This window comes from Mesobacterium pallidum (assembly GCF_019966535.1).
Taxonomy (GTDB): domain Bacteria; phylum Pseudomonadota; class Alphaproteobacteria; order Rhodobacterales; family Rhodobacteraceae; genus Mesobacterium; species Mesobacterium pallidum.
Genome location: NZ_JAIMID010000007.1, coordinates 192,854 through 213,847 on the forward strand (window position 1 = coordinate 192,854; position 20,994 = coordinate 213,847).

Genomic DNA, 20,994 nt, shown 5'->3' on the forward strand with positions numbered 1-20,994 from the left:
TCGCGTCACGCCCGCAGGGCCGCGCCGCCCGTTGACCACCCCCCGCGCTTCTGCCATCCAAGGGGCGACGCCGCATCAAGGACAAGTCCCACATGAAGGTCATCATCTGCGGAGCAGGTCAGGTCGGCTGGCAGATCGCCCGTCACCTGTCGGGCGAACGCAACGACGTGACGGTCGTGGACAACAACCCCGACCTGGTGCGCCGGGCGACCGACACGCTTGACGTGCAGGGGATCGCGGGGTTCGCGAGCTACCCGGACGTTCTGCAGCGCGCCGGCGCGCGCGATGCCGACATGATCATCGCCGCCACCCATTCGGACGAGGTGAACATGGTCACCTGCCAGGTGGCCCATTCGGTCTTTGCCATCCCGCGCAAGGTCGCGCGCCTGCGCTCGCGGTCCTATCTCGAGGCGATCTATTCCGACCTCTACCGCCGCGATCACATGCCGATCGACGTGGTGATCAGCCCCGAGCGCGAGGTCGCCCAGGCTGCGCTGGGGCGGCTGATGTCGCCGCAGGCCTTCGACACCGAGATGTTCCTGGACGGCAAGGCGCAGCTGATGGGGCTGCGGCTGGACGACCATTGCCCGGTGCTGAACACGCCGCTGCGGCAGCTGACCGACCTGTTTTCGACGCTGCGGTCCATCGTCGTCGGCGTGCGCCGCGACGGGCGGCTGTTCGCGCCCGAACCCGGCGACCAGCTATTCGCCGGCGACGATTGCTATTGCTTCGTGCATCACGAGGACGTGGACCGCACGCTCGACATCTTCGGCAAGTCGAAGAAGCGGACGGAACGGGTGGTGATCGTCGGCGGTGGCAACGTCGGCCTTGCCGTGGCGCAAGAGCTCGAGCGGCTGGACCGCCGGGTCCGCGCCAAGGTGATCGAACTGGACCGCAAGGCGGCTGAACGCGCCGCCGATGCGCTGGAAAAGACCATCGTGCTGAACGGCGACGGGCTGGATGCCGCGCTGCTGAACGAGGCGGGGATCGAGCGGGCCGATGCCGTGCTTTGCCTGACCGACGACGACAAGACCAACATGCTGAGCGCCGTGCGCGCCAAGGCCGAAGGCTGTCCGATGGCGATTGCGCTCATCAACGACCCGTCGCTGCTGGCGTTGATGGGGCCGCTCGGCATCGACGCCCATATCAACCCGCGCGCCACCACCGTGAGTTCCATCCTGCGCCACATCCGCCACGGCCGGGTGCGCGGCGTCTATTCCATCGGCGATGCCGAGGCCGAGATGATCGAGGCCGAGGTGCTGTCGACCTCGCCCATGGCCGGGCGGCAGGTGCGCGACATCGACTTCCCCGAGGGTGTGCTGGTCGGCGGCGTGATGAAGGATGGCGTGGTCAAGAAGCCCACCGGCACGCTGCGCATCGACGAGGGCGACGTGGTCGCGCTGTTCGCCATGACCAAGGACGTGCCCGAAGTCGAGCGGCTGCTCCAGGTCTCCATCGACTTTTTCTGACGATGGTCGAGCGTCTTCTCAGGCTGCCGCTGTTCCTCATCCTGACCGGGATCACGGCGTTGTCGATGTATATCCCGGCGATCCATGCGCTGGTGCGGGAAACCCATGCCGAGGCGCGCAGTTTCTTCTACGCGGGCACGCTGGGGTTGATCCTGGTCGGGCTGGTGGCGCTGGCGCGCGGCATCCCGGTGAACCGCGAAAGCGGGCTGCGGCAGCTGCTGGCGCTGCTTTCGGCCTTTACGATCCTGCCGCTGATGATGGCGGTGCCATTCCACGACGCGCTGCGCAATACCACGTTCCTGAATGCCTATGTCGAGATGGTCAGCGCCTTCACCACCACCGGCATGCCGCTGTTCGACGATCCGAGCCGGATGTCGCCCGTGCTGCACCTGTGGCGCGCGCAGGTCGGCTGGATGGGCGGTCTGCTCATGTGGATCGCCGCCGCCGCGATCCTGGCGCCGCTGAACCTCGGCGGTTTCGAGGTGACGGCCAGCAACGAACCGGGGCAGGGCGCGATCCGCACCGCGCTGGAAAACCGCAAGCGGCGCGACCCGGTGGCGCGGCGGCTGGCGCGCACCTCGATGCATCTCGCGCCGATCTATGCCGGGCTGACGGTCGTCATGTGGGTCTGCCTGCTGATCCTGGGCGAGGAAAGCCATGTCGCGCTGAGCCATGCCATGTCGGTCATGGCCACGTCCGGCATCTCGCCGGTCGGGGGCATGGCGGGCAGCAATTCGGGGATCGCGGGCGAGGCGGTGATGTTCTGCTTCATGTTCTTCGCCCTGTCGCGGCTGACCTTCACCTCGGACACGATGACGACCGCGCGCACGGGCATGCTGAACGATCCGGAATTCCGCATGGGCATGGTCTTTGTCATCGGCGTCCCGCTGCTGCTGTTCCTGCGCCACTGGATCGCCGCCATCGACGTGGGAGAGGAAGAGAACCTGCTGGCCGGGCTGCGCGCGCTTTGGGGGTCGGTCTTTACCGTCCTGTCCTTCCTGTCGACCACCGGCTTTGTCAGCGTCGAATGGACCGAGGCGCAAAGCTGGTCGGGCCTCGGCACGCCCGGACTGATCCTGCTGGGCCTGTCGCTGATGGGCGGCGGGGTGGCGACCACGGCGGGCGGCGTGAAACTGCTGCGGGTCTATGCGCTTTACCTCAACGGCAAGCGCGAGATCGAGCGGCTGATCCACCCCTCCTCGGTCGGGCGCGCCTCCGAGGCGTCGCGGCGGCTGCGCCGGCAGGGCGCCTTCATCGCCTGGGTCTTCTTCATGCTCTTCGCGCTGTCGCTGACGCTGGTGTCGCTGGTGCTGTCCTTCCTGGGTGTCACCTTCGAACATGCCTTCACGCTTGCCATCGCCACGCTGTCGACCACCGGACCGCTGATCGCGGTCGCGCCTTTCGATCCGATCGACCTGGCCGCGTTCGGCCCCGAGGTGAAGCTGGTGCTCTGCGCGGCCATGGTGATCGGGCGGCTGGAAACCCTTGCCATCATCGCGCTGTTCACCACCGATATCTGGCGCAGTTGACGCAGGCGTCACGCATGCGCCACAGCAGTGCGCTGGCGGATTTTTGGGCTGGTAAGTCGTTCTGTCTACCGACATACTCGGGTCAACGAGGGAGGGGTCCGAACGGGCCTCGGCAAGAACAAAAGCAAGTGAGACGACATGGCTTCCGACCGGCAAAACCTCCAGGACGCATTCCTGAACCACGTTCGCAAAACCAAGGTTCCGGTGACGATGTTCCTTGTGAACGGCGTCAAGCTGCAGGGGGTCATCACCTGGTTCGACAACTTCTGCGTGCTGCTGCGCCGGGATGGCCAAAGCCAGCTGGTCTACAAGCACGCCGTGTCGACGATCATGCCCTCGCAGCCGATAAACCTTTACGACGGCGGCGGCGAAGGCGAATAAGCCAACGCCCATCGCGACGTGACCGAAGGGGTGCCTGGCCAAGGCGCCCCGTTTCGCGTGGCGGCATTTGATTTGGCCGGGCCAAGCGCCTATCTAGGCTGGGCCGCCCGCCGGGCGGGGCCCGTCCTTGCAGGAACCGAATGGAAAACATCGAGACCCATATCACCATCGCCTGGGTGCTGCACCCCGAGATGAAATCCGACCAGGATCGCCGCAGCGCCGGCCCCGCGCTGGAAGAGGCGGTGGCCCTGGCCGCCGCGCTGCCGAATCTCGAGGTCGCGGGGTCCGAGATCGTGCCGGTGCGCCGGGCCGAGCCCGCGACGCTGTTCGGGTCGGGCAAGGTCGAGGAGCTGAAGGCGCGCATGAAGGCCGCCGAGGTGGAACTGGTGCTGATCGACGGCCCGGTGAGCCCGGTGCAGCAGCGCAACCTGGAAAAGACCTGGGGGGTCAAGATCCTTGACCGGACGGGGCTGATTCTCGAGATCTTCAGCGACCGCGCGGCGACGCGCGAGGGCGTGTTGCAGGTCGAGATGGCGGCGCTGGCCTACCAGCGCACGCGGCTGGTGCGGGCCTGGACCCACCTCGAGCGACAGCGCGGCGGGCTTGGCTTCGTGGGCGGCCCCGGCGAGACGCAGATCGAGGCCGACCGCCGCGCCATCGACGAACAGCTCGTGCGGCTGCGGCGCCAACTCGACAAGGTGGTCAAGACGCGCGAGCTGCACCGCACCGCCCGCGCCAAGGTGCCGTTCCCTATCGTCGCGTTGGTGGGCTATACCAACGCGGGCAAGTCGACCCTCTTCAACCGGCTCACGGGCGCCGAGGTGCTGGTCAAGGACATGCTTTTCGCCACGCTCGATCCGACCATGCGCGGGGTGCGGCTGGGCAACGGGCTGGACGTGATCCTTTCCGACACCGTGGGTTTCATTTCGGACCTGCCGACCGAGCTGGTCGCCGCCTTCCGCGCCACGCTCGAAGAGGTGCTGGCGGCCGATCTGGTTCTGCATGTGCGCGACATCTCCCATGCCGAGACCGAGGAGCAGGCGGCCGATGTGCGCGAGATCCTGACCGGGCTCGGCTTCGGTAACGACGTGCCGCTGATCGAGGTCTGGAACAAGACCGACCGCCTGCCGGGCGACCGCGCCGAGGCGCTGCACACCCAGGCCGAGCGGACCGACGATACCGTCACCGTCAGCGCCATCACCGGCGCCGGGATGGAGCGGCTCTTGGACATGATCGCCTATGCGCTGGAGGGCGAGCGGCACCACGCCACGCTGCACCTGCCGTTCTCGGACGGGCGCAAACGCGCCTGGCTGCACGCCCAGGGGATCGTCGAACACGAGGTGCAGGAGGAGCGGGGGTTCGATCTGACCGTGCGCTGGACCGCCAAGCAGGAGCAGCGCTACCGGGAGCTGTGAGGGGGAGGTGGGGTGAAACCCCACCCTACACCGACTGCCGCGCGTTGCGAGGGCAGGGATGGTGCGGTGAAACTCCATCCTTCACATACGTGCGCAGCTCAGCGATAAGGTGGGGTTTCGCCACACCTTGACCCGGCCGTTGCCACCCCTGCGTAGGGTGGGGTTTCACCCCACCGCTGCCCGGCGGCTGTCATCTCTCCGTAGGGTGGGGTTCCACCCCACCATTGCCCCGCCGGCGGAGCGTCCACCGTCGGGTGGGGTTCCACCCCACCATCGCCCGGCCTACTCCGGCACCAGCCACATCTCGCCCACGGCCCCGGCGCGCGCGAGGTCCGGGTCGAGCGACATCGGCACGTATTCCCCGCGCCGCCACAGCTGCCCGAGATTGTCGTAATGGCGCGACAGGAAATGCCCCGACTGCCCGGTCGAGATGACGAAGACCGACGAATCCGGGTCGGCGAAGTCGTAGACCCCGCGATAGCCCGCGCCATGCACGTTCTCGAACGGGTTCGGCCCCTCGCCGCGACTGACCCCGCGCAGCAGTGTGAAATCGCCGCCCGAGGTGCTTTGCCGGATGTTCACGAAGTACCGCAGCAGCGGCACCTTGCCCAGAACCGGGTGGTCATGGGTCGCCTGGTGCGCATCGCCCCAGCGCAACGAATCCAGCCGGGTGCCATAGGTCTCGTCGATCCAGACCAGCGCATCGTCCAGCGCGAGCCGCGCGATGTCGGTGCAGGTCTCGACCGGTGCCGACTGGATCACGTCGCACCAGACCGCCGCGCCCTCTACGTCGCGGTAGACCCGCTCGATGAAGAGCGGCTCGACATGGGTGAACTCGTCCGCCAGCGGGCCGATCTCGTCGCGGATCAGCCGCTCTTGCAGGGCGCGCATCCAGGCGGCGTAGATCAGCGGCTCGGGCATGTGCTCGTTCATCTCGCCGTTCCAGTCGGCCAGCAGCGCCAGCGCCTCCTGCCGGCGGCGGGCGGGGGTGCCGTCGGGCGCGGCCTCGCCGGTGAACCACAGGTCGGCGCCCACCAGCGGCAGCAGCGACCGGGCGGCGAAACTGACCGTGTCCAGCTGCGTTTCGATGAAGGAATTCCGCGTATGCACCTGCCGCGACTGCATCAGCCGCTGCCAGCGCCGCACCCGCTGGGTGTCGCCCCAGTGGAAGGACAGGTGCAGCGGGTAGGGGCGGTCGACCACCTTGTTGTTGGTATTGCCGACGATGCCGCCCAGCGGCTCGATGAACTCGGGGTTGGCGGAATAGGGGAACGCCCCGTCCCAGCGGTTGGCGGCATTGGCACCCAGCGACGGCACGCGGCCCAGCCCCTGCTTGCCATCCGCCCGGCGCGGCATCCGCCCGATGGTCTTGAGCGCGATGCGCGTCTCGTCCGCCACGGTCAGGTTCATCGCGGGCGCCACGAAATCGGCCCCGGCGTTCAGCGCGCCGTCGATGCTGCTGGCCTGCATCAGGTTGAACGCGGCCGTGTAGGACGCATCGCCATCCACCAGCGCCGTCCACCCCAGCGCCGCGACGTGGCCGCGCGGCGTGATCTCGCCCAGCCGCCATTCGGTGCCGGGCAGCACCGGGCCATTGTCGGTCCAGCGCAGGGTGACGGTAATGGGCGCACTTTCGCGGATCTCGATGATCGAGCGGCGGGTGGTGAAGCGCTTCCAGCCTGTGGGCGTGCGGTATTCTTCGGGGTTTTCGGGGTTCACCTCTTCGATGAACACGTCCTGGTCGTCGAGATAGGCCGAGGTGAGGCCCCAGCCCAGCCGCTCGGACCGGCCGGTCAGGATCACCGGCAGGCCCGGGATGGTGCCGCCGATCACGCCGCCGCCCTGCAGTTCGATCCGGGCGAGGTACCAGATCGACGGGGCCGAAAAGCCCAAGTGAGGGTCATTGGCCAAGAGCGTGCCGCCGGCGGCCGAGCGGGCCGGGGCCGCGGCCCAGGCGTTCGAGGCGCCCTGCATGCCGGGCCCCGGCACCGGGTCAAGCGCCCCGCGATGGCCGCGGGGCAGGCTGGCGAGGCGATGCTGCATCTCGCCCGGCACCAGTTCGGCGTATTCGGGCAGGGCGGCGACACCGGGGCCGGGCGACTCGGGCAGGATGTCGCGCAGCCGGGCGTCGTCGGGCAAGAGCAGCGACAGGCGCGCGCGCAGAACCTCCTGGTCGACATGGCCGGCCATCTGCAGCGCCATCAGCTTGATGATGGCCAGCGAATCCGCCGGCTGCCAGGGCGCCATCGGCTGGTTGAAGAGGAACAGCTCCGGCGCGCCGCGGCCCAGGCTGTCGCGGTTGATCTCGGCGATCCGCGCGTTGATGCCGCGCGCATAGGCGGTCAGCGCCGCCATCGCCTCGGGCGACTGGGCCGAAACCGACCGCTGCGCATGGCCGTAAAGATCGAGCCGCCGCAGCAGCTTGTCCGTCTCGACCGTCCGGGTGCCGAAGACCTCGGACAGGCGCCCCTGCACCGTGCGCCGCAGCACGATCATCTGCCACAGCCGGTCCGTCGCATGGGCATAGCCGAGGCCAAAGAACACGTCTGCGTCGCTTTGCCCGAAAATATGCGGCACGTTGGCATTGTCGCGGACGATCTCGACCTCGGCGCCAAGGCCCGGCAGCGCGACCGTCCGGTTGTAGTCGGGCAGCGAGCGCGAGGCGAGGTAATAGACCGTCGCGACCCCCAGGACGACCAGCACCAGCGCAAGCGAGACCAGCCGCACGAGCCAGCGGAAGATCAGGGCCATGGTCGTCTCCGTTCTGCGCCTTTGCCCGGCGGTTGGCGTTTGTCCTAGCAAAAAGGGCGCGGTGTCTCAAACGGCTTTTGCGGCCGGATCGCGGCATCTTGACGGGTGAGCGCGGATCGGGGACACAGCCCGGATGGTGCCCGAAGAGAAACTTGACCGGATCGTGGACCGTTTCCAGTACCTGGAAGCGAAGATGAATGACGTCTCGGGCGCCGGCGAGATCGCCGAGCTTGCGCGGGAATATGCCGGGCTGAAGCCGGTGGTGGACCAGATTGCCGCCTATCGGCAATTGCTGTCGGACATGGCCGAAGCGCAGGAGATGCTCTCGGACCCCGAGATGAAGGCGCTGGCCGAGGAAGAGCTGCCCAGCCTCAAGGCGCGCCTGCCGGGGATGGAAAAGGCGTTGCAGATCGCGCTGTTGCCCAAGGACGCGGCGGATGTGCGCCCGGCGATGATCGAGATCCGGCCGGGGACGGGCGGGGAGGAGGCGGCGCTCTTTGCGGGCGATCTTCTGCGCATGTACCAGCGCTATTGCGAGGCGCGCGGCTGGAAATTCGAGATCGTCGAGGAAAGCCAGACCGAGCTGGGCGGCATCAAGGAAGTCGTGGCCCATGTGACCGGCGAAAACGTCTTTGCACGGCTCAAGTACGAATCCGGCGTGCACCGCGTCCAGCGCGTGCCCGAAACGGAATCGGGCGGGCGCATCCATACCTCGGCCGCCACGGTCGCCGTGCTGCCCGAGGCGCAGGAGGTCGACATCCAGATCGACCCGAACGACCTGCGGATCGACACGATGCGCAGCTCGGGCGCGGGCGGGCAGCACGTGAACACGACCGACTCGGCCGTGCGGATCACCCACCTGCCCAGCGGAATCGTGGTGACAAGCTCCGAGAAATCCCAGCACCGCAACCGCGAGATCGCCATGCAGGTGCTGCGCGCGCGGCTTTATGATGCCGAGCGGCAGAAGGCCCACGACGAACGCTCTGCCGCGCGCAAGGGGCAGGTCGGGTCCGGCGATCGCAGCGAACGCATCCGGACGTACAACTTTCCCCAGGGCCGCCTGACCGATCACCGCATCGGATTGACGATTTATAAACTCGATCAGGTCATGCAGGGAGACCTGGACGAGGTGATCGACGCGCTGACCGCGGATGCACAGGCGGCGTTGATGGCGGAGATGGGGACATGACCGCAGCTCAGGCGCTGCAACAGGCGATCGCGCGGCTGCGCGCCGCCGGCGTGACCGAAGCCGCGCGCGATGCGCGCCGGCTGCTGGCCCATGCCGCCCGGATCGAGGCCAGCCGCGTCGCGCTCATCGCCCCCGACGAGCTGACCGAGGACGTGGTGGGCAATTTCGAACGGCTGGTGGCGGCCCGGGCCGCCCGCACGCCCGTGTCGCAACTGGTCGGAGAGCGCGAGTTCTACGGGCGCAAGTTCCTGGTGAACGAACAGGTGCTGGACCCGCGCCCCGAAACCGAGCTGCTGATCGAATGCGCCCTGGCTGAACCCTTCGAGCAGGTGCTGGACCTGGGCACCGGCTCGGGCTGCATCCTCGTGACCTTGCTGGCCGAGGAGCCCGCCGCGCGCGGCATCGGCATCGACCTGTCGGGCGACGCTCTGCTGGTGGCATCCGCCAACGCGATCCGCAACGGCGTGCAGGCGCGGGTGGATTTCCGGCAATCGGACTGGTTCGCGCAGGTCTCGGGTCAATTCGACCTGATCGTGGCGAACCCGCCCTATATCGCCCTTGGCGAGATGCCGGGCCTCGCCCCCGAGGTGCGCGACCACGAACCGCGCCTTGCCCTCACGGACGAGGGCGATGGCCTTTCCGCCTATCGCACGATCCTGGCCGAGGCGCCGCGCCACCTGGTCCCCGGCGGCCGGCTGGTGGTCGAGATCGGGGCGACCCAGGGCGATGCCGTCGCGGCCATGTTCCACCGGGCGCGGCTGGGCCGGGTGGTGATCCTGCCCGACCTTTCGGGCCATGATCGGGTGGTTTGCGGCCGCGCGCCGCTCTGACCCTGTGGACAACCGGGGCTTATCGGCGGAAAACCGTTAAAATCCGCATCGGTTCCGGGAAAATGCGCACAATCCGCTTGTAATGAAGCCCGTGACGTGTTTTCTGAAACCTGTCGATACGGTGGATGCCTTTGGGCGGTCCCGTTCGACGCCAAGCCACAAATATCGGGATCCGAAACAGGCGATGGCGCTCAACGCGCAACTCGGGTCCAAACGGACAGTCAAGGCTGGATAGCTGAACGCATGAGATCCTCGAAATCACGTTCGCGGTCGAAATCGAACCGCAATCGCCAATCAACGGGCGCAAATGTCATCAACCGGGTGTTCGACAGCTCGGGGCCCGAAGGCAAGGTGCGCGGCACGCCGCAGCAGATCATAGACAAGTACAACCAGCTGGCGCGCGACGCGCAGCTGGCCAATGACCGTGTCGCGACCGAGAACTTCCAGCAGCACGCGGAACATTACCTGCGGCTGCTGAGCGAGGCGCAGCGCGAGATCGACGCCAAGCGCGAAGAGCAGGAGCGGCAGAACCGCGAGCGCCAGGCCGAACGCGACCGCGATCGGTCGGACCGCAACGACCGGCAGGACAACGCGTCCCAGCCCGAAGGCGGTCAGCCCCAGCGCAGCCGCGGCCGGCAGGACAAGTCGCGCGACGACGAGCAGGTCAACGATCCTGCCGCGCAGGACCAGCCCGACGTGCTGGATCTTGGCGCCTCGGACAGCTCGGACGACAGCGGCCTGGTCGAAACGCCCGAGAACAAGGCCGAGGCCAAGGCGCGCGAGGACGAGCCGGTCTTCGTCTCCGAAGAGCCGCCGGCCAAGAAGCCGCGCGCCCGCCGCACGACGCCCCGCAAGAAAGCCGCGCCCAAGACCGAAGAGGCCGCGGCCCCCGCAAGCAGTGGCGACGCCCCCGAAGCGGCTGAGTGATCAAAGCCGTTCTGGCAAAGAAAAAGGGCCCCCAGTCGGGGCCCTTTGTCGTTGGCGGATCAGGCAGAGGCCAGGTCGGCGGCGACCGGAGCGCGCAGGGGCCGCACGGGTTCAGCCCTTGGCCACCTCGCGCGCCAGGGCGCAGAACGCCTCGAGCGATACCTGTTCGGCCCGCTCGGTGGGCTGGATGCCGGCGGCCCGCAGGCGGTCCTCGATATCGGGCGCCACGCCCTTGAGCGCGGCGCGCAGCATCTTGCGCCGCTGGTTGAAGGCGGCGGCCACGACCCGCTCCAGCACCTTGGGATCGGCCTCGAACCGGGGCGCGGGCAGGGCGGTCAGGTGCACCACGGCCGAGGACACCTTGGGCGGCGGGCTGAAGGCCTCGGGCGGCAGGCTCAGCGCGATCCGCGCCTCGCAGCGCCATTGCGCCAGCAGGGCGAGCCGCCCGTAAGCCTTGGACCCCGGCGTCGCCACGATCCTCTCGGCCACCTCGCGCTGGAACATCAGCGTGAGGCTTTGCCAGTACGGCGGCCACGCGTCCGGCGTCAGCCAGCGCACCAAAAGCTCGGTGCCCACGTTGTAGGGCAGGTTGGCCGCCACCCGGATCGGCGGGGTCAGGTGCGCCAGCGGATCGACCTTCAGCGCGTCCCCCTCGATCACCTCGAGCCGCCCGGGATAGGCCGCCGCGATCTCGGCCAGGGCGGGCAGGCAGCGCGAATCCTTCTCGATCGCCAGCACCTTGCGCGCGCCCTCGGCCAGCAGCCCGCGCGTCAGCCCCCCGGGCCCCGGCCCGATCTCGAGCACGTCCGACCCGGACAGATCCCCCGCCACCCGCGCGATCCGCGCGGTCAGGTTCAAATCCAACAGAAAGTTCTGCCCCAGCGCCTTCTTGGCGCTAAGCTCATGCTGCGCGATCACCTCGCGAAGCGGCGGCAACCCGTCTATCTGCGCCATTTTACCCAGTCCACGGACCTCAGTGCGGCGCGCCGCCCCCAGCCCTTCATTGTTTCCAAAATACCTCGGGGGTCCGGGGGCTGGCCCCCGGTCCCGTATTCTCAGTTCGCGCCAACGCCCGCCCGGGCGCGCACCATCCGCCCAGCCATCTTCAACGCCTCCAGCGTGGACGAGACATTCGCCTCGCCGCGCCCGGCGATGTCGAAGGCCGTGCCATGATCGGGCGAGGTGCGCACGAAGGGCAGCCCCAGCGTCACGTTCACCCCGCGGTCGAAATCCAGCGTCTTGATCGGGATCAGCGCCTGGTCGTGGTACATGGCAATCGCCGCGTCATAGCGGGCGCGGGCGGCGGCGTGGAACATCGTGTCGGCCGAGAGCGGCCCGGCGAGGCGCAGCCCTTCGCCGCGCAGCCGGTCCAGCAGCGGGGCGATCCGCGTGATCTCTTCCATGCCCATCTTGCCGCCTTCGCCCGCGTGGGGGTTCAGCCCGGCGACGGCAAGGCGGGGGTCTGAAATCCCGAAATCGCGGATCAGCCCGGCATGGGTCACGCGGATCACGCTTTCCAGCAGCTCGGGCGTCAGCCGCGCGGGCACCTCGCTCAGCGCGATGTGGATCGTCGCCGGCACCACCCTCAGCTGGTCCGAGGCGAGCATCATCACGACCTCCACCCCGCCCGCCAGAGCCGCGAGGTATTCGGTATGGCCCGGGTAGGCAAAGCCGGCACCGTCCTGCAGCGCCTGCTTGTGGATCGGCAGGGTGCAGATGCCGCCGGCCGCGCCGCTTTGCACAAGATCAACGGCGCGGGCGATCACGTCGATCACACCCTGCGCATTTGCCGGATCGGGGCGGCCGGGCTGGGCATCGCCGGCAAATTCGTGGGCGAGGACGGGCAGGGCGCGGGGGGCGACCTCAGCCGCCTCAGACGGATGCGCAATCACCGCATGCGGCACGCGGCCGGGCAGGTGGCGCGGATCGCCCAGCAGGGCAAAGGGCAGGGCGGCCCCCAGCGCGTCCCATGCCTTCTCGGCCAACTCCGGTCCGATCCCGGCCGGTTCGCCACAGGTCAGCAGCAGGGGCGCCGGGGCGGGGTCGGTCATTTCTCGATGATCCGGGCGCGGGCCCGGAGGTTGGCCAGGTAGCCATCGGCCAGCGCGGCAAGGCGCTGGTTGCGCAGGCCAAGCGCGATCTGGTCGCGGTCGGCATCCTCGGCGATGGCCGGGGTGCGGCCGCAGAGCATGACCAGTACCAACGCGTCGCCGGCAGAGGTCGGCCGGGTGAGCCCGTAGGACACCTCGCCCGCGTCGAGCGACGAGATCTGCGTGGCGATGTCCTGCGGCACCTCGGCCGGGTCCTTGCTTTCGCGGATCAAGAGCTCATCGGGCCGGCCCTTGTTGATGCCGTAAAGGTCATCGCAGCGGTCGACGCTGTCGGCGATGCGCCGCGCCTCGGCCAGGGTCGCATCGCTGCGCCCGCCGGGCAGCAGCAGGGCGGCGTATTCGATGGCGGCATAGTCGGGCGCAGAATAGGCGGTTTCCTCGATCGCGCGCAGCTGGAACAGGGCGACGGCATTGGGGATCGGCAGCGGGTCGGTGACTTCGCCCGGGGCAAGGCCGACGATCAGCGGGCGCAGCTGCGGCGGCAGGTCGGTGAGGTTCTGCCAGGGCAACTGGCCGCCGGCGCCGCGGCTGGCGGTGGCGGAGTATTGCCGCGCATAGGCCGAGAACTCGGCGGTCGAGCGGGTCTGTGCGATGGTCTGGGCGCGCGCCATGACCGCCTGGGCCTGCGGCGGCGGGGCGGGCATGATGATTTCCGACAGCAGCACGCGGACGTTCGAGCCGCCCGAGGCGCCCGAGACGGCGCGGTCGACCTCGCTGTCCGAGATCTCGGCCTGGCCACGGAACCGTTCGCGCACCAGCACGCGCCAGGCCACGCCCGAGGTGATGAAGTCGCGGAAGGTCTCTTCGTCCACGCCGCCCTGCGACAGGGCGCGGATGAAATCGGCGGTTTCGAGATTGGCGCGGCCCGCGAATTCGGCCATGCCCTCGGTGATCTCCTCTTCCGAGACGACGAGCCCGACGCGGGCGGCCTCGTCCATCTTGAGACGGTCCTCGATCAGCTGGGTGCGGGCCAGCTCCTTTGGGTTGCCGGGGGCGTTCAGCAGTTGCAGGAAGCGGGCGCGCTGTTCGAGCTCGTAGCCGGTGACGGCGCGGCCGTTGACGGTGACAACCGGGCCGAACAGCCCCTGCGCCGTGGCGGCCTGGACGCAGGCCAGCATGGCGGCCGCGATCAAGAGACAAAGCTTGCGCATGGGGGGCTCCCTTCGGTGTCTTTCGGGCACGGGGCGGCCCGACTGCTCTGGGGCAGGTTTACAAGGCGCATCGGCCCGGGTCCAGAGCGCGCCGTGGCCCGGGGCCCAAGATCCTTCTGACGAAGGATCCTGGGCGGCCTGTCGCCCGAATGTCGCGGGAGGCCACCGCAGATTTTTCGTCAGAAAAATCTGTCGGCTCATCGGCACACCCGCCGCACGTCCGAGGCCGAGCCGCCGGTCGAAAAGCCCTTGAGCGCGACGGTCAGCCCGTAGGTCGTGTCGGTCTCGTCGCTGCCGGTGCGGGCGTATTTCCGCCGTGCCGAGAAATCGACCGCGATGCATTCGTTGCTGTATTCCAGCCCCACGCCCGCGCGCGCCAGCCGGTCGGTGGCGAGGTCGTAGCGGGCCTGGGCCGTCGCGGTCCAGCTGGGGGCAAAGCGGTAGCCGGTGTCGAAACTCCATTCCGACACGCGCCTCGGGCGGTCCTCGTCGAGGTCGGTCTTGAGCAGCAGGAACGCGGCCGCGAGGTCGATCTTCTTGCCCGACCAGGCGGCCCGTGCCTCGGCCTTGGTGACACCGCTGTCCAGCGCCATCAGCCCGCGCCCGGTCAGCGACAGCCCGTTCTGCAGCTTGAGCTGCCCGGCCACCAGGAGGTCCGAGCTGGTCTCGCCCAGCCCAGAGCTGCGGGAAAACGCCGCGTCCGCCTCGGACCGGAAGACCTGGCCAAAGGTCAAGCCCGCGCTCCAGCCGCCGGGGGCGTGGCGTGTCCAGCGCAGCCCCACCGCGCCCATCAGCCCGTGCTCGCGCCGGTCGGGCGCGGGAAAGCGCGACAACGCCAGCAGATTGCCCTGGTCGAACTCGACCCGGGTGCTTTCATCGTTGGGCTGGTCGCCACGACTGCCGCCGACAAAGGCCAGCTGCGCCATCGGCTCGAGCAGGTGGCGCGCGCCGCTGGCCCCCGTGCGCACCAGCGGGTAGCGCAGCTCGAGCGCGGCCATGGGGGTGACGTGCAGCGTGCGCCCCTCGGCCGCGGCGTCCTGCCGGATGGTGAAGGCATCCACCGCGATCCCGGTCTGCGCGCCCAGCCGCAGGCCCGGCCCCAGCGTCCAGCGCCGCCGCCAGTCGGCCTGCACCGTGGTGCGCGCCACGTCGCGGCCGTCTGGGATCAGGTCGTCGTCGGGCCCGTCCACCGGGCTGTCGGAATAGCGATAGTGGCTGTGGGTCTCGAGGCCCAGCCGCAGCTCTCCGCCCAGGCGCGCGGGGTGGTGGCGCGTCTCGTAGACCAGGTCCCCGGCGATGGTCGGCTGGGTCGCGTTGGTCTCGCCATCGCGCAGCGACTCGAAATGGTAAAGCGCGGCCTCGGTATAGGACAGGCGCCGGGTGCGGCTGAGCACCAGCCGGCTTTCCAGCCGGTCGGTCGAGGAGACGTCGTAGTCCGACAGGTAGCTGTCGTCGGTCACCATCTCGGCATGGAATTCAAGCTGCCAGTCACGGCCCAGCCCCAACTCGGCATCGGCAAAGAGGTAACCGCGCAGCGCGTCGTCCCCGAGGTCGTCCTGGCTGACTGCGCCGTTCACCTCGAGCCCGCCCCGGGCAAAGGCGCGGCGATAGCGGAACCCCAGCGTCCGCGTGGCGCGCGACACATGCGGGATCAGCGTCACGTCCTGGTGGTCGCCGATGGGGATGAAATAGGGCAGCTTCAGCCCCAGCCCCAGCTGCGACGACGACGTCAGCTCGGGCACCAGGAAGCCCTGCGCGCGTTCGAGCGTCGGATCGGGCAGGCGCAGGCGGGGCAGGTAGAAGACCGGCACGCCGCCCAGTTCCAGCACCGCCTGGTCGATGTAGATCTGCCGCTCGGCCTGGTCGTGGATCACCCGGCGCGCGCGGATCTGCCAGAGCGGCACGTCGTTCGGCCCGCAGACCTGGCACGAGGTGACCGCCGCCCGCGTCAGCTGCGTGTAGCGCCCGTTCACCCGGTCGGCGCGCACGGCCGCCAGCTGGAGTTGTTCGTCCAGCACCATCCGGGCCGACCGCAGGAGGCCATTGCGGAAATCGCGGTCCAGCTCGGCGCTGTCCGCCAGCAGGATCACGTTGCCACCGTCCTCGAGCCGCAGCGGCCCCTCGATGGTCAGCACCTCGGTCGCGGCGTCATAGGTGATGCGCGTGGCGGTCAGCGTGGCCCCGTCGTAAAGCGCCTGCACATTGCCCTCGGCGACAAGAACGTCGCCATCGGTGCGCACCACGTCGGCGACCAGCAGGGCGGGGCCGTCCTGCGCCGTGGCGGCGAAGGCCGTGAGCGACAGGATCAGCGCGAGAAGCCACCGCATCAGCCGTCCTCCTTGTGCAGGATCAGGCCAAGCGCCAGCAGGATCGACGCGACCGCCGGCGCCCAGGCGGCGAAGCGGGCGTCAAGCTGCCCGTTCTCGCCCAGGATCTGCGCGAAGTTGCGCACGTAATACAGGCCAAAGCCCAGCATCACCGCCAGCAGCACCATCAGCCCGGTGCGGCCAAAGCGCGAATGGCCCATGGTGAAGGCCGCGCCGATCATCACCATGGCCACCAGGAACAGCGGCCGGGCCAGTTCGATCTGGAACCAGACGGCATAGCGGCGGGCGGAAAAGCCGGCCTCCTCCATCTGGGTGACAAAGGCGGGCAGGTCCCAGACCGGGATGAAGGAGGGCTTGCCGAAACTGTCGCGGATGCCCTCCTGCGTGAGGGTCGAGGGCAGGTCGATCGTGGCGAAATCCTCGGCCGTCTCGTCGGGCGAGCGGCCCGATTGCAGCGCCCAGGCGCGGGCACTCGTCAGGGTCCAGGCGCCCTGGGTCAGGCTCGCCTCGGCCGCTTCGATCCGGCGCACGGGGCCGCGTCCGGTCTCGTAGGTGACGAAGGTCACGTCGTAGAGCGTCGTGGCGTCCGAATTGGCCCCCGAGGCGCGGATCACCGTCTGGCCGGTGGCGTCGCCCTGGCGCAGCCAGAGCCCGTCGCGCCCCACCGACACGACCGAGCTGGCGCCGGAGCGGTAGAGCTCGTTCAGGTCCTGGTAGCGCTTGGAGGTCGCGGCCACGATCGGGTTGCCCATGGCCACGGCCTGCACGCCGATCAGCGCGGCCACGGCGACCGGCGCCATCAGCGCGGCCAGCGCGGGGCGGCCGGCGGCGCGGGTCACCACCAGCTCGGACGAGCGCGACAGCGAAACGAAGAGCGCGATGGAGGCCAGGATCATGATCAAGGGCAGGATCTGGTAGATCCCGTCCGGCGCGTTCAGCAGGGTCAGCTGCAGCTTTTCGCCGAAACTCACCTCGGGGCCGTGGCGGCGGATCTGCTCGACCAGGTCGATGAGCACCTGGAAGCCGGTGAGCACGCCCGCGACGGTGAGGAAGAAGAACAGGAACCGCCGGGCGTAGTAATAGTGCAGGATCATGCGGGCGCCCCCTGCGGGCGCAGGCGCCGTGGCCGTGCGGCGCGCCAGAGCAGCACCCAGGCGATCAGCAACCCGGCGACCACGGGCGTGTAGACCAGCGGCCAAAGCGCCGCGTTGTCGCGCACCGGGCCGGTGACCGCACTTTCGACCATCTTGATGAAGACCAGCAGCAGGATCGCAAAGACGATCTGCCGCGCCAGGCCAAAGCGCGAAAAGCCCCCGGTCTGCAAGGCTGCAAAACCAATCAGCGCCGCGCAGAGGCACAGCAGCGGCTGTGCAAAGCGCTGATGCGCTTCCTCGAGCACCTTGGCAGGGGTGGACCGGGCGATCTCGGCCATCCCCTCGGGGTCGGCCAGCAGCGCGAAGGTGGGCAAGAAGCTGAGGCGCGGGCGCAGGGTGCGGCCGACCTCGATCAGGGTCGAGATATCCTGCGAGTAATCCGCGAACTCGGTCAGCGACAAGCTTTGCCGGTCGCGGTCGAGCCTCTGTGCCTGGCCGTTGACCATGACCATCTGCGTCGCGCCGTCCTCGCGCACGAGGTAGGCACGCTCGGCCGTGTAGGTGACGGGGCGGTCGGGGTTGCGGCGGTCGGCGAGGTAGATGTCCTGCAACTCGCCCTCGGGCGTGATGGCGCGGATGAACAGTGTCACACCGCTGGCCGGGTGCAGGAACGTGCCCTCGCGCAAGAGGCGGGCCGAGACGGAGGCCGAGATCTCGACCTCGCGCTCGCGCAGCTGCTTGACGCTGGCGGGCACCAGCAGATGCGTGAGCAGCGTCATCATCAGAGCCACGATCAGCCCGTAGTAGAGGACGGGCCGCGCCAGCCGCCAGGGGCTGAAGCCGGTGGCCTGCATGACCGTCAACTCGCTGTCCGCGCTCAGCCGGTTGGTCACGTAGACCGCCCCGGCAAAGGCCGACATCGGCAGCACCTGCGCGATCACCGGCGGCAGCGACAGGGCCGAGAACTCGAGAAAGACGCGGGCCGAATGGCCGTCGGCGATCAACTGGTCGAACAGCACGACCGCCCGGTTGACCCAGTAGACAGAGATCAGCACGAGCGCGAAGAACCCGAACAGCACCAAAAGCTGCGACAGCAGGTATCTGTCGAATCTCGCCACGTGCCCCCCGGCCCATATCTTGTGTCTTACATTGGCGCGGACCATATCGGATTAAATCGCCATGGAAAACCGCGATTGCGCGCCCCGTGGGCGGGGAATAGCCTGCCAGGGCCAACGCAGGAGACCCCCATGACCGACACGCCCTACATCGTCACCGCAGCCGAGATCGACCGGATGGAGGGGCTGGCCAAGACGCATTTCCTGAACCCGGCGGGCAAGCGGCTGAACAAATCGCTTGGGGACCTCACTGGCCTGACGGGTCTGGGCGTGCATCTGATCGAAGTGCAGCCCGGGGACGAGTCGACCGAACACCACGTGCATTACCACGAGGACGAATGCGTCTATATCCTGTCCGGCTCCGCCACGGTCTGGATCGGCGAGGATCCGCACGAGGTCGGCCCCGGCGATTTCATCGGATACCGCAAGCGGGGCCTGCCGCATTCCATGAAGAACACCGGCAGCGAGGTGCTGCGCTGCCTCGTGATCGGCCAGCGCCTGCCGCATGACGTTGGCGAATACACCCGTCAACGCAAGCGCATCCACCGCCACGACGGGCTGCCCACCGAGATCGTCGACATGGACGCGATCACCTATCCGCAGGGCGTGGGCAAGAAATAGCCGCTTATCCGACGGGCACTGCGTGCCCGGACGGCGTCGCTTGCGGGGACTGTGACGCCTTGCGCCGCGCCTCTGGCCTTCCGCCCGCCCGGGCGCTACTTTCGCCCCGAACGGCCCAGCCCAAGGAGCATTCCGCATGACCACCCCCGCAGACATCACCTTCGTCGACGTCGATCTCGAGGCCATCGCCGACACCAGCGGCCGCGTGGCGGTCTTTCTGGGCGAGGATTGCGCACTGGGGCGCGAGGCGAGCCGCGTGAACCGGGTGATGCGTGGGGCGCTGGCGCGGTTTGCCGCCTCGGACAAGGCCGCCAAGATGAAGCAGGGCGAGGTGATCTCGCTTGCCTGGCCCACCGGCATGGCGGCCGAGGCGGTGGATGTGGTCCGGCTCAACCGCCGCTCGACCATCGAAGACGCGCGCAAGGCCGGGGCGAACCTGGGCAAGCTGCGGGGCAAGGGGCCGCTGCTGGTGCTGGCGGGGCCTGCGCGCCACGCGGCCGAGATCGCCTTTGGCATCGCCCTGCGCGGCTACGACTTCGACGCGCGCAAATCGGCGCCCGAGGAGGCGCCCGAGGTCGGCGGCGTGACGGTGATGACCGGCAAGCCCGAGGACATGACGGCGGACTATGCGCCGCTTTCGGCGCTGGTCGACGGTGTCTTCTTTACCCGCGACCTGGTGAACGAGCCCGCCAACGTGCTGACCACCACCGAATTCGCCCAGCGGATCAAGGACATGGAGAGCCTCGGCCTCAAGGTCACGGTGCTGGAAGAGGCCGACATGGAAAAGCTCGGCATGGGCTCGCTGCTTTGCGTCGGGCAGGGGTCCGAGAGCCCCTCCAAGCTGGCGATCATGGAATGGAATGGCGGCGAGAAGGACGCGGCCCCCTTTGCGCTGGTCGGCAAGGGCGTCGTCTTCGACACCGGCGGCATCTCGCTGAAGCCGGCCGCCGGCATGGAAGACATGACCATGGACATGGGCGGCGCGGGCGTCGTGGCCGGCGTCATGCGCGCGCTGGCGCTGCGCAAGGCCAAGGCCAATGTCGTGGGCTTGGTCGGGCTGGTCGAGAACATGCCCTCGGGCAATGCCACCCGCCCGGGCGACATCGTCAAGTCGATGAAGGGCGACACGATCGAGGTCATCAACACCGACGCCGAGGGGCGGCTCGTGCTGGCCGACGTGCTTTGGTATGCGCAGGAGACGTTCCAGCCGGTGGGCATGATCAACCTCGCCACCCTCACGGGTGCCATGATCATCGCGCTGGGGCATGACCATGCGGGTGCGTTTTCCAATTCGGACGAGCTGTGGAAGAGCTTTGAAAAGGCCGCCGCCACCGAGGGCGAGGGCGTCTGGCGCCTGCCCATGGGCCAGGCCTATGACGACCTGATCAAGTCGCCGAAAGCCGACATGAAGAACGTTGGCGGCCGGGCGGCGGGGTCCATCACCGCGGCGCAGTTCCTGAAGCGCTTCGTCAAGGACGACGTGCCCTGGATGCACCTCGACATCGCCGGGGTCGCGACCCATTCGGGCGCCGCGACCTTCGCGCCCAAAGGGGCCTCGGGCTGGGGCGTGCTGGCGCTGAACCGGCTGATCGCGGACGGTTACGAGGGCTGAGCGCGCCATGGGGGCGGTCTATTTCTACCACCTGACGCGCGGCCCGCTGGAGCAGACCCTGCCGAAACTGCTGGGCCTGTCCCTGCAGCGCGGCTGGCGGGTCGAGATCCGGGGCCGCGACGCCGGCGCAATGGACCGCCTCGACGCGGCGCTCTGGCGCGGCCCGGAGGACGACTTCCTCCCCCATGGCCGCGCCGGTGGGCCGCATGACCGGATGCAACCGGTTCTGCTGACCGCCGGAGAACCGGCCGCCAATGCGCCGACCTGCATCATGGCGATCCACGGCGCCGAGATCGCACCGGACGAGCTGACCCCGCTGGAACGGGGCTGCATCCTCTTCGACGGCACCGACGACCGCGCCGTGCAGCATGCGCGCGGCCAATGGAAATCCTACGTCGATGCCGGCTGCTCGGCGCAATACTGGTCCGAGGACTCGGGCCGCTGGGAATTGAAAGCCGAGCGCTGATCGCGC

The 20,994-nt window shown here is 68.7% G+C and carries 17 protein-coding genes; 10 read left to right on the forward strand and 7 right to left on the reverse strand.

Annotated elements, in window-relative coordinates:
- The first annotated feature begins 92 nt into the window (after positions 1-92).
- The 4 genes from trkA (at position 93) to hflX (ending at position 4,794) form a co-directional block, all read left to right on the forward strand.
- The gene (gene trkA / locus MF270_RS12455) at positions 93-1,469 is read left to right on the forward strand and encodes a Trk system potassium transporter TrkA (RefSeq protein WP_238366216.1); all 1,377 of its coding nucleotides are present in this window, start codon (positions 93-95) and stop codon (positions 1,467-1,469) included.
- Positions 1,470-1,471: 2 nt separating this feature from the next.
- Positions 1,472-2,998 carry a TrkH family potassium uptake protein gene (locus MF270_RS12460; protein WP_238366217.1) on the forward strand — a complete coding sequence of 509 codons (1,527 nt, stop codon included), beginning with the start codon at positions 1,472-1,474 and terminating at the stop codon, positions 2,996-2,998.
- A gap of 138 nt (positions 2,999-3,136) precedes the next feature.
- Positions 3,137-3,379: an RNA chaperone Hfq gene (gene hfq / locus MF270_RS12465; RefSeq protein WP_238366218.1), complete on the forward strand. Its 243-nt coding sequence runs from the start codon at positions 3,137-3,139 to the stop codon at positions 3,377-3,379.
- Between the two features lie 140 nt (positions 3,380-3,519).
- Positions 3,520-4,794, forward strand: a complete 1,275-nt coding sequence (gene hflX, locus MF270_RS12470) for a GTPase HflX (RefSeq protein ID WP_238366219.1) — start codon at positions 3,520-3,522, stop codon at positions 4,792-4,794.
- Between the two features lie 282 nt (positions 4,795-5,076).
- Here the strand turns inward: hflX and MF270_RS12475 are convergent, their stop codons facing one another.
- Positions 5,077-7,545: a penicillin acylase family protein gene (locus MF270_RS12475; RefSeq protein WP_238366220.1), complete on the reverse strand. Its 2,469-nt coding sequence runs from the start codon at positions 7,543-7,545 to the stop codon at positions 5,077-5,079.
- A 133-nt stretch (positions 7,546-7,678) separates the two neighbouring features.
- Between MF270_RS12475 and prfA the strand changes: the two genes are divergently transcribed.
- From prfA to MF270_RS12490, 3 genes are all read left to right on the forward strand, one after another.
- Positions 7,679-8,734 carry a peptide chain release factor 1 gene (gene prfA, locus MF270_RS12480; protein ID WP_238366221.1) on the forward strand — a complete coding sequence of 352 codons (1,056 nt, stop codon included), beginning with the start codon at positions 7,679-7,681 and terminating at the stop codon, positions 8,732-8,734.
- Positions 8,731-9,564, forward strand: a complete 834-nt coding sequence (prmC, locus tag MF270_RS12485) for a peptide chain release factor N(5)-glutamine methyltransferase (RefSeq protein ID WP_238366222.1) — start codon at positions 8,731-8,733, stop codon at positions 9,562-9,564. Before prfA ends, prmC begins: the two co-directional genes overlap by 4 nt.
- 243 nt (positions 9,565-9,807) lie before the next feature.
- Positions 9,808-10,491, forward strand: a complete 684-nt coding sequence (locus MF270_RS12490) for a DUF4167 domain-containing protein (RefSeq protein WP_238366223.1) — start codon at positions 9,808-9,810, stop codon at positions 10,489-10,491.
- A gap of 111 nt (positions 10,492-10,602) precedes the next feature.
- On the opposite strand, the gene rsmA is transcribed toward MF270_RS12490, so the two are convergent.
- The 6 genes from rsmA to lptF all read right to left on the reverse strand — a co-directional run bounded on the left by rsmA (position 10,603) and on the right by lptF (position 18,292).
- The gene (gene rsmA, locus MF270_RS12495; RefSeq protein ID WP_238366224.1) at positions 10,603-11,445 is read right to left on the reverse strand and encodes a 16S rRNA (adenine(1518)-N(6)/adenine(1519)-N(6))-dimethyltransferase RsmA; all 843 of its coding nucleotides are present in this window, start codon (positions 11,443-11,445) and stop codon (positions 10,603-10,605) included.
- Between the two features lie 101 nt (positions 11,446-11,546).
- Positions 11,547-12,542 (reverse strand): 4-hydroxythreonine-4-phosphate dehydrogenase PdxA, encoded by a 996-nt coding sequence (pdxA, locus tag MF270_RS12500; RefSeq protein ID WP_238366225.1) that lies wholly within the window; start codon positions 12,540-12,542, stop codon positions 11,547-11,549.
- Positions 12,539-13,753: a peptidylprolyl isomerase gene (locus MF270_RS12505; RefSeq protein ID WP_238366226.1), complete on the reverse strand. Its 1,215-nt coding sequence runs from the start codon at positions 13,751-13,753 to the stop codon at positions 12,539-12,541. The genes pdxA and MF270_RS12505 overlap by 4 nt, the downstream gene beginning before the upstream one ends.
- A gap of 197 nt (positions 13,754-13,950) precedes the next feature.
- On the reverse strand, positions 13,951-16,080 hold the full coding sequence (locus MF270_RS12510; RefSeq protein ID WP_238366227.1) for an LPS-assembly protein LptD: 2,130 nt from the start codon (positions 16,078-16,080) through the stop codon (positions 13,951-13,953).
- On the reverse strand, positions 16,080-17,174 hold the full coding sequence (gene lptG / locus MF270_RS12515; RefSeq protein WP_238366228.1) for an LPS export ABC transporter permease LptG: 1,095 nt from the start codon (positions 17,172-17,174) through the stop codon (positions 16,080-16,082). Before lptG ends, MF270_RS12510 begins: the two co-directional genes overlap by 1 nt.
- Positions 17,171-18,292, reverse strand: a complete 1,122-nt coding sequence (gene lptF / locus MF270_RS12520; RefSeq protein ID WP_238366229.1) for an LPS export ABC transporter permease LptF — start codon at positions 18,290-18,292, stop codon at positions 17,171-17,173. The genes lptG and lptF overlap by 4 nt, the downstream gene beginning before the upstream one ends.
- Positions 18,293-18,421: 129 nt before the next feature.
- Here lptF and MF270_RS12525 point away from each other — a divergent pair, with 129 nt between their 5' ends.
- The 3 genes from MF270_RS12525 to MF270_RS12535 all read left to right on the forward strand — a co-directional run bounded on the left by MF270_RS12525 (position 18,422) and on the right by MF270_RS12535 (position 20,988).
- Positions 18,422-18,910: a cupin domain-containing protein gene (locus tag MF270_RS12525; RefSeq protein WP_238366230.1), complete on the forward strand. Its 489-nt coding sequence runs from the start codon at positions 18,422-18,424 to the stop codon at positions 18,908-18,910.
- A gap of 136 nt (positions 18,911-19,046) precedes the next feature.
- Positions 19,047-20,522 (forward strand): leucyl aminopeptidase, encoded by a 1,476-nt coding sequence (locus tag MF270_RS12530; protein WP_238366231.1) that lies wholly within the window; start codon positions 19,047-19,049, stop codon positions 20,520-20,522.
- Positions 20,523-20,529: 7 nt separating this feature from the next.
- Positions 20,530-20,988: a DNA polymerase III subunit chi gene (locus MF270_RS12535; protein WP_238366232.1), complete on the forward strand. Its 459-nt coding sequence runs from the start codon at positions 20,530-20,532 to the stop codon at positions 20,986-20,988.
- The last annotated feature ends 6 nt before the right edge of the window (positions 20,989-20,994 follow it).